Annotated in this window: 9 protein-coding genes and 1 tRNA gene; 5 read left to right on the forward strand and 5 right to left on the reverse strand. The window is 64.8% G+C overall.

Going from position 1 to position 12,388, the window contains the following annotated elements; all coding sequences use genetic code 11:
* Positions 1 to 8: 8 nt before the first annotated feature.
* The 3 genes from cydD to HNP71_RS02630 all read left to right on the forward strand — a co-directional run bounded on the left by cydD (position 9) and on the right by HNP71_RS02630 (position 3,935).
* On the forward strand, positions 9 to 1,697 hold the full coding sequence (gene cydD, locus HNP71_RS02620) for a thiol reductant ABC exporter subunit CydD (protein WP_183265310.1): 1,689 nt from the start codon (positions 9 to 11) through the stop codon (positions 1,695 to 1,697).
* Positions 1,694 to 3,322, forward strand: coding sequence for a thiol reductant ABC exporter subunit CydC (gene cydC / locus HNP71_RS02625; RefSeq protein WP_183265311.1), 1,629 nt, complete (start codon positions 1,694 to 1,696; stop codon positions 3,320 to 3,322). The genes cydD and cydC overlap by 4 nt, the downstream gene beginning before the upstream one ends.
* Before the next feature lie 166 nt (positions 3,323 to 3,488).
* Positions 3,489 to 3,935, forward strand: coding sequence for an Hsp20 family protein (locus HNP71_RS02630; RefSeq protein WP_183265312.1), 447 nt, complete (start codon positions 3,489 to 3,491; stop codon positions 3,933 to 3,935).
* Positions 3,936 to 3,964: 29 nt separating this feature from the next.
* On the opposite strand, the gene HNP71_RS02635 is transcribed toward HNP71_RS02630, so the two are convergent.
* The 5 genes from HNP71_RS02635 to HNP71_RS02655 all read right to left on the reverse strand — a co-directional run bounded on the left by HNP71_RS02635 (position 3,965) and on the right by HNP71_RS02655 (position 10,804).
* On the reverse strand, positions 3,965 to 5,422 hold the full coding sequence (locus tag HNP71_RS02635) for a glycosyltransferase family 39 protein (RefSeq protein ID WP_246344043.1): 1,458 nt from the start codon (positions 5,420 to 5,422) through the stop codon (positions 3,965 to 3,967).
* A gap of 334 nt (positions 5,423 to 5,756) precedes the next feature.
* Positions 5,757 to 6,888, reverse strand: a protein-coding gene (gene prfB, locus HNP71_RS02640; RefSeq protein ID WP_183265314.1) for a peptide chain release factor 2 whose coding sequence is annotated in 2 segments (ribosomal slippage) — positions 5,757 to 6,818 and positions 6,820 to 6,888 — 1,131 coding nt in all. Because the reading frame shifts where the segments join, the coding sequence is not laid out codon by codon here.
* Positions 6,889 to 7,002: 114 nt separating this feature from the next.
* Positions 7,003 to 7,242 carry a hypothetical protein gene (locus HNP71_RS02645; protein ID WP_183265315.1) on the reverse strand — a complete coding sequence of 80 codons (240 nt, stop codon included), beginning with the start codon at positions 7,240 to 7,242 and terminating at the stop codon, positions 7,003 to 7,005.
* 136 nt (positions 7,243 to 7,378) lie between these two features.
* Positions 7,379 to 9,943, reverse strand: coding sequence for a penicillin-binding protein 1A (locus tag HNP71_RS02650; protein WP_183265316.1), 2,565 nt, complete (start codon positions 9,941 to 9,943; stop codon positions 7,379 to 7,381).
* A 96-nt stretch (positions 9,944 to 10,039) separates the two neighbouring features.
* Entirely contained in the window at positions 10,040 to 10,804 is a 765-nt protein-coding gene (locus HNP71_RS02655) for an N-acetylmuramoyl-L-alanine amidase family protein (protein WP_183265317.1), read from the reverse strand.
* Positions 10,805 to 10,982: 178 nt separating this feature from the next.
* Here HNP71_RS02655 and HNP71_RS02660 point away from each other — a divergent pair.
* Positions 10,983 to 11,060 (forward strand) — tRNA-Pro (locus tag HNP71_RS02660).
* Positions 11,061 to 11,160: 100 nt separating this feature from the next.
* Complete coding sequence (locus tag HNP71_RS02665; RefSeq protein WP_183265318.1) at positions 11,161 to 12,384, forward strand: MFS transporter; 1,224 nt, start codon at positions 11,161 to 11,163, stop codon at positions 12,382 to 12,384.
* The last annotated feature ends 4 nt before the right edge of the window (positions 12,385 to 12,388 follow it).

The following is a 12,388-nucleotide window of genomic DNA, read 5'->3' on the forward strand; positions in this document are numbered from 1 at the left end:
AAAGACGCATGAGCGCACGTACCAAACCCTGGGTTAAGGCTGAGCAAAAACTTGGGTTCCGCGCCGCCAGAATTCCCATCCTTCTGAGCCTGCTGCCCGTGCTGTGCGGGATAACCCAGGCGGGGTGCGCGGCGGCATTGCTGGCGGGGGTGCTGCATCTGGGGCCTGGGGCCTGGATGTCCGTGCTCTATGCACTCGGCTTTATCGCCGCAGCGGGGGCGCGGGCGTATCTGCAAATGCAGGTGGAGCGGCAGAATTTCGAGCTGGGGGCATCCGCGCGGCGCCGGCTGCGCGGCGCGGTGCTGGCGGCGCTGCTGGCACAAGGCCCGGCAGGTTTGCGCGGGCGTCACTCGGCGGACCTCGCCGCCACGGCGGTGGACCGGGTGGAGGCGATGGACGGCTTCCACGCTCGCTGGATCCCCGCGACGGCCCTGGCGGTGCTCGGCCCCGCGCTGGTGGGGCTGGCGGCGCTCTGGGTGGATTGGCGCTCGGGGCTGACGCTGCTGCTGGCCGGGTTGTTCGTGCCGTTCGCCATGGCGGTGGCGGGCATAGGTGCCGGGGTTGCGGCCAAGAAGCAGTTCCTGGCCATGACCCGGCTGCAAATCCGCTTCCTCGACCGTATCCGTGGCATCTCGACCATCGTGCTGGCGGGCCGCGCGGCTGATGAAGCCCGCGCTTTGGCCGAAGCCGCCAAGGAGCTGCGCCAGCGCACCATGCGCGTGCTGCGCGTCGCCTTCCTCTCCTCCACGGCGCTTGATCTGGCGGCAGCGGCGGCGCTGGTGATTATCGTGCTGCGCTTCGCCCCGGTGTTGCACGGGCACACGGCGCTGGCTCCCACGGCGCTGTTCATGCTGCTGCTGGTGCCGGAGTTCTTCGCCCCGCTGCGCGCTTTTTCCGCTGTCTACGCCGATCGCATGGCGGTGGAGGCGGTGGCCGACGATTTCGCCGCCTTGCCGGAACCCCCGCCTGCCGTGCCTGCGGTGGATATCCGCTCCGTTGCCGCGCATGGGGTGACGCTGGCTTTCGAGCACGTCACCTATTCCTGGGAGGCGTCCCGCCCGGCGGTGGTGGAGAATCTCTCCTTCAAGGTTGGGCGCGGCGAGATGCTGCTGCTCACCGGCGCCTCCGGCTCCGGCAAATCCACCATCATGGACCTCATCCTCGGCTTCCTCGCGCCGCAATCGGGCAAGGTCACCATCAACGGCGTGGAGATGGACACGCTGATCCCGGCGGCCCGCACCAAGATGCTGGGCTGGATCGGCCAGCGCCCGGTGATCTTTGCGGGCACCATCGAGGAGAATATCCGCTTCGCCCGCCCCGCCGCCAGCGAGACGGAGCTGGCCGACGCCATTCGCCACGCGCATCTTACGGAGCTGATCGCCAGCCTGCCGCAGGGGCTGAAGACGCCCATCGGCGAGGGCGGGTTCGGCGTCTCGGGCGGGCAGGCGCAGCGCATCGCCATCGCCCGCGCTTTCCTGAAGGACGCGCCGTTGCTGCTGCTCGATGAGCCCACCGCGCATCTCGACCCCGCCGTGGAGCGCGACGTGCTCGAAAGCCTCAAGCACCTCGCCGCCGGGCGCACAGTGGTGCTGGCCACGCATTCCACCATGGCCATGGATTTCGCTAAAACCATAGGCGCGAAGCGGCTGGATCTCGACGCATTACGATACGCCAGCTGGCGGAGTGTGACGGCATGAGCCCGATGCGCCGTATCCTCTCCTTGTGGCTCCGCGATGCTGGTTGGCTGGCGCTGGCGGTGCTCCTCTCCCTGGCGGCGCTGGCTGCCGGTGTGGCGTTGATGGGCTTCTCCGGCCGCTATCTTGCGCTCTCCCTCGCGGGTACGGCGGTGCTGGTGCCGTTGGGGCTGCAATTCATCGGCTCGGTGCGTGTAGTGCTGCGTTATATGGAGCGCGTGGTCTCGCATGAGGCGATTTTCCGCGCCCTGGCGGATCTGCGCGTCTGGCTGTTTCGGGGCTTGGCGGCGAGTGCCGCGGGCGGGCTTGGCTTCCGCCGTGCGGGCGACGCGCTCTCTCGTTTGGTCAACGACGTGGACGCACTGGACGGGCTGTTCCTGCGCATCTTCGTGCCGGGAATGAGCGCACTTATGCTGGTGCCGGTGCTAGCCTGGGTGCTGTGGCGCGAGCATGCGGCCGCGGCGCTGGTGCTGCTTCCGTTCCTCTATGTTGCCTTTTATTTGCCGGTGCTGGCCGCGCGGGCGGCGCGGGAGAATGCAGGCAAGGCGGGGCAGGCGATGTCCGGCCTGCGCTCGGCGGCGTTGGATGCGCTGCACGGGCTGCGCGAGGTGAAGATTTTCGAGGCCGAGGGGCGGATGCTGGCGGCGGTGCAGTCGCGCGAGGCTGCGCTGCTGGCAGCGCAGCGCGAGTTGGTGGCCAAAGGCAGCGCTCTCAATGCCCGTGCTTTTATCCTGGCTCAGGGTGGAATTCTACTGGCCATCCTGCTCGGGTTCCTAGGCGCGCCGGTGGCGGCGATCATCGCCGTGATGGTGCTGACAACGGCGTTCGAGACCGTGCTCGGTCTGCCCCGAGCCGGGCTGCTCTACGGCCAGGCCAATGCCGCCGCCATGCGCGTGGTGCAGGCCGCCGAGGCTCCGCCCGCCGTGCCGGACCCGGCAACGCCTTCACCGATGCCTTCACGCAATTCCATTGCCTTCGAGCATGTCAGCTTCCGCTACGGGTTGGATCGGCCCTGGGTGTTCGAGAATCTCTCCCTGCAAGTGCCACAGGGTGCGCGCGTGGCCATCCTCGGGCCGTCGGGGGCGGGCAAATCCACCATCGCCGCGCTGCTGCTGAAGCTGGTTGCTCCGGTGAGCGGGCAGATCCGCCTCGGCGGCACGGATGTCTTGCTGCTGCCTTCGGAAGAACTGCGTCACCGCATCGCCTATCTGGGACAGACATCGCAGCTCTTCGCCGACACCATCCGCAACAACCTGTTGCTGGGCGACCCGGCGGCGGATGACGCGCGGCTCTGGGCGGCGCTGGAGGACGCTCAGGTGGCGGATGTCGTGCGGGCTCTGCCGGAAGGGCTGGATGCCTGGGTGGGCGAGGGCGGGGCCACGCTCTCCGGTGGGCAGGGGCGGCGTTTGGCGCTGGCGCGCACGTTGCTGATGGACGCGCCGATCCTGGTGCTGGACGAGCCCTGCGCTGGCCTCGATGCCGCCACCGAGCAGGAATTCTTCAAGGTGCTGAACAATGTGACGGAAGGCCGCACCGTGTTGCTGATTCTACACCGCCTGACCGGGGTGGAGCAGCTCGACCGCATCTGGCGCCTCACGGGCGGGGCGCTGATTTCGGCTGCGGGATAACGTGCAGTCGGATTTTTCTTGAAGCGGGACAGAAAACTCCCATAATATCCAGTCACCGGGATGCCTCTAGGAGGGTTCCGGGACTCCGTCCGTCCGCCAGTAAAGGGGGCGAAAGGGGTAATTTTCGAGACTGCCAAAATACCTTGCTTTTGAAGGGGGTTTTATCGTGACCTATGATTTCGCGCCGCTGTTTCGTACCGCCATTGGGTTCGACCGTCTGGCCCGGCTCGTGGATACCTTGCCGCAGGACGCAGCTGGTTATCCGCCCTATAATATCGAGAAAACCGGAGAGGATTCTTACCGTGTTACCCTCGCCGTGGCCGGGTTCTCGGCCGACGACATCGAACTGACGGTGAAGGATAATGCTCTTCTGGTCTCCGGCAAGGTTGCCGAGGCGCCGGAGCGGAAGGCTGAATTCCTGCATCGCGGCATTGCCGCACGGGCCTTCTCGCGCCGCTTTGTCCTCGCCGACCACATGGTGGTGGAAGGCGCCGAGTTGACCAACGGCCTGCTGCATATCGCTCTGCGCCGCGTGGTGCCGGAAAGCGCCAAGCCGCGCCGGATCGCCATCAACACGCAGACAGCCTCGCAGCAATTGCCGCAGGCGGCTTAAGCCAAGAGGGGGCGGTGACGCCCCCCTCTTCATGGTGTTTTGAGCATGTCCGTGCCGATGAAGGTGGGGATCACCAGCAGCACCGTGCCGCGATGCATCACCGTTAGCGCGGGGCCGGGCTCGAAGCTCTGGAAATCGCCCGCGAACTTCGCTGCCGTGGCGCTGGTGCTGCCGGGCATGGCGATGACCAGCACGTTTTTGCCAAGTAACGATGACGGCGGTGCCGAGAAGGCAAACTGATGCGGCTCGACGCCAAACACCGTGACGGTAACAAGCGAGTTGCGCAGGGCGTAACCAATCTTCCCGGCGTCGAACCATTTTTGCGCCGCGATGGCGTCCACTCCGGGCGGGATTTGCGTGGCCAGGGAATCCCAATCCACGGCCTGCAAAAGGGGTGATTTTCCTGGTGCGAAGACGCGGTCGAGCGCGGGGATGAAGCCCAGCGAAATCTCCGCCGCGATAAACAACGCCGCCATGCCCAGCAGACCGGCGGAGACGGCTGCCACGCTGTCGCGTAGCCGGGAGCGGAAATCCTGTGCCCAGTTTCCGAGCAGCGGGAACAGCATCAGGTAGCCCGGTGTGGCCCAATGGTAGAGGATGCGCGTGGAAGACCAAAGCCCCACCACGGAGAACAGCACAACCGGGATCACCGCCGCCCATGCCAGCAGCCAGGAACGCCGCTCTGCGGGGCCTTGCGCAAGGCCCCGCAGCATCAGCCAGACCATGGGCAGCCAGAGCCAGGGCAGCAGGAACAGCGCCTCGCCGCCCCAGATGGTGAGCGGCATGCCGGGGCGCAAGCGCAGCCCCGTGGCGCGTCCGCCTTGGTAGTGGAAGCTCGCCCAGCCATGCGTGGCGTTCCAGTACAGCACAGGGGTGAACAGCAGCACCGCAATCAGCACGGAGAGCCAGGGGCCAAACCTACGCAACTCGCGGCGGGAGGTCTTGTCGCTCAGCACTGCCAGCGCCGTGCCCGCCAGCACCAAGGCGGCGCTGTATTTGGAGAGCAGCGCCAGCCCCCCGAATGCACCCGCTAGCAGCCACCAGCGCGGCGAAGGCCTGCCGTCTGGCAGCCCCAGCGCACGGATGACGGCGTAGAGAAACGCGAGCAGCGCCGCGTCCAACGGGCCGTCGGGCAGCACCCAGCAGCCGAAGGCCAGCGAGAACACGGGTGAGATGGAATAGGCGACCACGGCCCAGAACGCCGCCCGCGCGCCATAGAGCCGCGCGGTGATGGCGTATATTAGCCAGGAAGATACAGCAGAGAGTGCCACGAAGGGCAGCCGCACCACGATAGGCGCGGCGCTGCCGCTTAGCGCCCGCGCCCCCAGTTCCAGCCACCAGGAGGCGAGGGGATGGTCGAAATACGAGGCGTCGAAGCTGCGCGACGCCGCGACCATGTAGCTTTCGTCGATACCCAAGCCGGTTAACCCGGCAAAGACCAGCCGGAACCCCAGCGCGATGACAACAACCCAGAATGCCGCGTTCATGCGCCGTGCATGGCCTGCCATTCGGGTAACATCAAGAGGGCATTGGATTAATGCCCAAACTGCATTGGCGGCAAGGCGGGTGGCACGGCCATAGCCGTGGGGCTGGGCTATTCCGGTACTTCAGCAAATGTAACGATTTTTCCTAGCCGCCTGAGGTTATATCTTGCAGGGACCGGTCTGGCTCTGGCGCAAAGCAACTTGTCCATGGGCAGTAACACCCAGGGCAGCATGAGCCATGGCGATATGCGGCTTGCCGTGGCGGGAGGGGCACTGTGCCCGGCAGAGTCGAGTTTCCTCAAACTCTGCCGGGTACAGGCGTTTTCGTAGGTCCTGGTTACTCCGCCATGGCCGAGGCTTCGGAGCGCGTTGCGCCAACACGCCCGGCCAGGGACGCCGCCATGAACGGGTCCAGAGCGCCATCCAGCACCGCGGCCGGATTGCCGCTCTCGTAACCGGTGCGCAGATCCTTCACGAGCTGATACGGGGCCAGCACATAGGAGCGGATCTGGTGACCCCAGCCGATCTCGGTTTTCGCTGCTTCTGTCGCGGCGGAGGCGGCTTCGCGCTTCTGCAGCTCCTGCTCGTACATGCGCGCTTTCAGCATGTTCATGGCCGTGGCGCGGTTGCGGTGCTGGGAGCGGTCCGTCTGGCAGGCCACGATGATGCCCGTGGGCACGTGAGTGATGCGGATGGCGGATTCGGTCTTGTTCACGTGCTGGCCGCCGGCACCGGAGGCGCGGAACGTATCCACCTTCAAATCGGCGGGGTTGATCTCGATCTCGATGCTGTCATCGACCACCGGATACACCCAGACGGAGGCAAAGCTCGTCTGGCGGCGGGCATTGGCGTCGAATGGCGAGATGCGCACGAGCCGATGCACGCCGGCTTCGGTCTTCAGCCAGCCATAGGCATTGGGGCCGGAGATTTGCAGCGACATCGACTTGATACCCGCCTGCTCGCCCTCGGATTCGTCGAGTACCTCGACCTTGAAGCCCTTGCGCTCGGCCCAGCGCATATACATGCGCGCCAGCATCTGCGCCCAGTCCTGGGCCTCGGTACCGCCAGCCCCGGCGTTGATTTCCATGAAGGCGTCGCGGCTATCGGCCTCGCCGGAGAGCAGGGATTCGATCTCCTTCTCCTTCACGGTCTCGGCCAGGCGCTCCAGCGTGGCAATGGCGTCCTTCACCATCGCCTCGTCGCCCTCGGCCTCGGCCATCTCGATCAGCTCGACCGTATCTTTGGCCTCGGTCTCGATGGCGCGCACGCCGTCGATCATCGAGGATAGCCGGGTACGCTCGCGCATCACGGCCTGCGCGGCCTCGGCGTCATTCCATAGATTCGGGTCTTCGGAGCGGTGGTTCAGCTCTTCGAGCTTGATGACAGCGGCATCCCAGTCAAAGATGCCTCCTCAGCAGGGCGACCGAGCGGCCGATCTGCTCATTCAGTTGGTCGGATTCAGCGGACATGCGGCCCGATATAGGGTTTACCGCGCCGAAAGAACAGGGGCTGCGCGGGGCGCGCCACTGGTTAAAGCGCGCTGGGGGACGATTTATGGAAAAATTGGCCCGTGGGGCGGCGTCTCAGATCAGATAGGGCAGCATACGCGGCGGGTTGGGCGGGCGCCAGCTGCGGGTGAGCGATATGCGCTCCAGCCCCGCCACCAGATCCTCGCCATCGTAGTTGTAGTCGCCGGGGCGCACGGTCTGGCCCACGCGGAAGCTCTGGATGTGGCCGTCATGAGTGTTGAGCTGCAGGGCGAATTTGCACACCCAACGATCATCCGCGCCACGCCGGAAATGACTGATCAGGCTGTCGTCCATGGTTGCACCCTTGCTGTAACGAAGTAGGTTTTAAAAATATAAAAACGATAGAAAAACAAAAGATATAATCCGGACACAAAAAACGCGGCGCAAGCATAGCCCACGCCGCGTTGTTCAATCTTTGTGTTAAATCAAATCAGTACAGCCCACCCAGGGAATTATCGATGGTCGAGGGCTGTGCTGGGGTACCCGGCTGGGCAGGTGCCGTGCCACCCGGCGCACCATTATCCGTGCCACCGAGCAAGCCGTTTTGCGCTTGCGCACCTGGTGATTCGCCCGGTTTGAAGGCTTCCGACACCATCGTGCCATCGGGTTCAGCCGCCTGCTGCAGTGTCATTCCCTGGGGCGCGGCGAAGTCCACATTGGGCTGATCCGCCAGCGCGACCTTCATGTACTCGTTCCAGATCGGGCCGCAGACATTGCCGCCGGTCTGGTCTTTGCCAAGGCTGGCCGGGGTGTCGAAGCCGATCCAGCAGCCGGTGACGATGCCGGGAGTGAAGCCGATGAACCAGGCGTCGTTGAAGTTGTTGGTGGTGCCGGTCTTGCCCGCGACGGGCTGGGAGATGCCGGCGACGGCGAGTTTGCCGGTGCCCCGCTGCACCACGCCCTTCATCATGGTGACGATCTGGTACACCGAATCCGGGTCCGCCACCTGTTGGCCGGAGAGGTTGAGCTGCGGCATCTGGCCGGGATCGGCGTTGTTGACGCAGTTATCGCAGACTTGCCCGGGAGCCTGGTACAGCACCGTGCCATCCGGGTTGGTCACGCTGTCGATCAGGCTCGGCGTCACCTGCCGCCCGTATTGGTCCAGCGTGGCATAAGCGGCCGCCATCTTCCACAAAGTGGTGTCGATAGCGCCGATGGCCGACGGATAATAAGGCGGCATCTGGTCCACGATGCCGAAATTCTGGAAGGTGGTGGCCACGTTCTTCAGACCGATCTGCTGGGTCAGATGCAGCGTGGCGAGGTTCAGCGACTGCTCCAGCGCGTGGAAGATCGGCACCGGCCCCTGGAAGGTCTGCTCATAATTTCCGGGGCGGTACACGGTGCCGTCGGGCAGTTGCACCACGAAGGGGCCATCCAGCACCGGGGCGTCGGGCTGGATGCCCTGTTCCATGGCGGTGAGATAGACCAAAGGCTTCACCGAGGAACCCGGCTGGCGCTGCGCCTGGGTCACGCGGTTGAAGGGGCTGATATCATGGCTCCAGCCGCCGACCATGGCGAGCACGCGGCCCGTCACCGGGTCCATGGAGATGAGTGCGCCCTGGATGCTGGGGATCTGTTCAAGGTCCAGCTTCGCCCCGCCCGAGACCATGACGATATCGCCCTGGTGCAGCACATCCGAAACAGCGGAGGGGCGCGGGCCAAATCCGCCATTCACCGGCGGACGGGCCCAGCGCATATTGGCCAGCGGCAGATCGCCGGTTTGCGGATTGCCGGTGGCGGGGTCGATGGAGCCGATCCGCGCCGTCTGGCCCGCGGCCTGCAGCACGATGCCCAGGCGCCAGCTCTGGCGCATGCCTGGCGGCTTGGCTTGCTTGGCGAGATCCGCCTGCCAATTACCGCTAAGGTCGGCATCGTCCACATGCGCCACGCGGCCATGCCAGCCGGCATAGTTGTGGTCATACTGCTCCAGGCCGTCGCGCACCGCGTCGGTGGCGGCCTGCTGCAGCTTCGGGTCCAGGCTGGTATGCACAACCAGCCCGCCAGTGTTCACCATGTCCGCGCCGAATTTCTGGACCAGCTGGGCCTTCACCGCGTCGGCGAAGTAGCCGCCATTGACGACGCCCTGGGTGGTGACCCCCGCGCGCGGCAGCAGCGGCTCGGCGGTGGCGGCGTCGGCCTGGGCCTGGGTGATGGCGCCGTCGGCCAGCATGCGGCTGATGATGAAATTGCGCCGTTGCAGGCTGTCGGCGGGGTGCAGGAAGGGGTCGTAATTGGTCGGCGCCTTGGGCAGGGCGGCCAGCGTGGCGGCCTGGGCGATGTCGATCTGGGAGAGCGGCTTGTCGAAATAGGTCATCGCCGCGGCGGCGATGCCGAAGGAGTTGTGCCCGAGATCGACCTCGTTGAGGTACAGGGTCAGCACCTGCTGCTTGGTCATAGCCTGGGAGACGCGCATGGCCAGCAGCGCCTCCTTGATCTTGGTGCCGAAGGTGATGTGGTTGTCCAGCAGCATGTTCTTCACCACCTGCTGGGTGATGGTGGAGGCGCCGATGGGGCGGCGGCCGGAGCCGATGAGCGTGATGTCGGTAATGGCGGCGCGCAGCATGGCCGCCGGGTTCACGCCCGGCTCCACCCAGAACAGCTTGTCCTCGGCCGAGATGAAGGCCTGCCCCACCATCGGCGGGATCTGGTCGTAGGTGACATACACGCTGTGCTGGCTGCCCAGCTCCGAGACCAGCTGGAAATCGCTGGCGAAGACGCGGCTTTCCAAGGGGGGCTTGTAGGTCTTCAGGCTGTCGATGCTCGGCAGCCCGGCGGAGAAATAGAAGAAGGCGATGCCGCCGCCGATTAGCCCGAGGACGATGCCAAGAAACACCAGCCGGTACAGCCCGGAGACAAGAAAGCCGAATACCGCGCCAAGCAGGCCGCGCTTGCGTGGCCCGCGGGGCGGGCGCGGGGCGCGGGGCTGGTGGTCGGGGTCGCGGCGGGGAGGAGCCAGGCGTTCGCCGGCGGAAAAGGAGTCTCTCGGGTCGGACATGGCTGGGCTATTAGCACCGGGTTTTCAGGGGGGCGAGGATACTGGAAATAAAAATGCCGCAATCACCTATGATCGCGGCAGCTTTATGGCTTTGTCTCAACCGGCGAGGCGCCGCCCGGCATATTCGGCGAAATAGCGGTCGATCGCCTGGGTCAGATGGTCCGTCAGCACCGCGCGCTGCTTGGGGTCACGAAGGCGCTGTTCGTCCAGCTTGTTGGTCAGGCAGCCCATCTCCAGCAGCGCGGCCGGGGTGGAGGGGTCGCGCAGCACGGCGAAATTGGCGCTGCGGTGCGGGTCGGGCAGTAGCGGCACGATGCCATCGAAGCTGTCCTGTATATCCTGCGCCAGGCTCTGCGAGCCGATCTTGGTGGCGCGGGTCTCCAGGCTGGCCAGGATGTTCGCCACCTGCGGGGAGACGCCGGTGATCTGGCCGGGTGTGCCGTCGCTGCTGTTCTCATCGGTGGCGATGCTGGCGGCCAGCGCGTCTGAGGCGTTGTCGGACAGTGTGAACACCGAGGCGCCGCGCATGTCCGGGTCAGGCAGATGGTCGCAATGCAGGGCCAGGAACAGGCTGGCCTTGGCCTTAACCGCCGCCGCCACGCGGCCTTCCAGTGTGACGAACACATCCCGCGTGCGGGTCATGGCCACCTGATAGCGCCCGGTTTTAAGCAGGGAGCGGCGAAGATCGAGGCCGGTGGCAAGGGTGATATGCTTCTCGAACACGCCATCCGGCGCGATGGCGCCAGGGTCGTGCCCACCATGGCCGGGATCGATCATGATCAGCGGTTTCTGTGGCACATTCGCGCTGGCGCGATGTGGTCCCGCCAGCCCGGCGGCTACACCGCCAAGTGCCAGCGCCATGAAAGCACGCCGATTCGAGTCACATTTCATGCACATGCGCAACAGTTACCACAGGACATTCGGTATTGGCTAGGAGCTGTTGATTCTCCTCAAAAATGTACCATTTGGCATTTACGGTAAAGTTAATTTGCCAGGGCACTTGCCTAACCCATCCAGCTTCGGCTATAGGCTCGCCGCACGGAGTGTAGCTCAGCCTGGTTAGAGTACTGTGTTCGGAACGCAGGGGCCGGAGGTTCGAATCCTCTCACTCCGACCATCTTTTTTCTTGAAATCAACGGTTTAAGATGGTGCGGCAGCAATGTTGCGCCCGACCGTCCACTGGCATATCCCCTTAGAGCGCCTTAGGGGAGAACCGCATGACCAGAACAGCCGCTGGGGAAATCACCCGCGCCCGCAATGCCGTCATCGCCGCCTATCTCGGTTGGACGCTCGATGCCTTCGATTTCTTCATCCTGATCTTCACCTTCGACGACGTGGCGAAGACGTTCGGCGTTTCGGTCGGCTCCAGCTCGCTCGCCATCATGCTCACCCTGGCTACGCGGGCGGTCGGCGCCTTCGTCTTCGGCCGTCTGGCTGACAGATTCGGCCGCAAGCCGGTGCTGATGCTGGTCATCCTGCTTTATTCTTTGTTCGAGGCGGCGAGCGGCCTCGCCTGGTCTTTTAGCTCCTTCCTGATCATCCGCGCGCTGTTCGGCATTGCCATGGGCGGGGAGTGGGGCGTTGGTTCATCGCTGGCCATGGAATCGATTCCCATCCGCTGGCGTGGCTGGGTGTCGGGTCTGCTGCAGGCGGGCTATCCCTCGGGCTATTTCCTGGCCACGCTGCTGTTCGGCTTTGCTTATCATTACCTCGGCTGGCAGGGTATGTTCTTCGCCGGGGCTGCCCCCGCGCTGCTGGTCTTTTTCATCAACAACAAGGTCGAGGAAAGCCCGGCCTTCACGGTGCTGCATCAAGGCCCGCGGGTTCCGGCCTGGAGGCTGTTGGCGAAGAATTATAAGCTTGCCATCTACTGCGTGCTGATGATGACGGCGTTCAATTTCTTCTCACACGGCACGCAGGATATTTATCCCAAGCTGTTCCTCGGCCAGCAGATGCGCTTCACCCATGCCCAGGTGACCGACATCGTTCTTGTTTACAACGTTGGCGCGGCGTTGGGCGGCATTCTGTTCGGCCTGCTCAGCGAGAGAATCGGGCGACGCTACGCCATCACCGCCGCCTGCGCGCTCTCTTTGGTGGTGCTGTATTTCTGGGCCCATGCCGGTACGGCGGTGGAAATCGGGCTCGCCGCATTCGTCATGCAGTTGGCGGTGCAGGGGGCGTGGGGCGTGGTGCCGGCGCATCTCAACGAACTCTCTCCGGCCGAAATCCGGGGCACGTTTCCGGGAGTCGTTTACCAGCTGGGCAATTTCATCGCCTCCTCCAACGCGCCGCTGCAAATCGCCCTCGCAGGCTGGCATGGCGGCGATTACGGCTTCGCCTTGACCATGGTGGCGGGCGGCGTGGCGGTGGTGCTGATGCTGCTGATGCTCTTTGGCCCCGAGGCCCGGGACGTTTCGATGACCCAGCGCAGCAAGCTTTAGCAAC

The organism is Acidocella aromatica (assembly GCF_014201825.1).
In the GTDB taxonomy this organism is placed as follows: domain Bacteria; phylum Pseudomonadota; class Alphaproteobacteria; order Acetobacterales; family Acetobacteraceae; genus Acidocella; species Acidocella aromatica.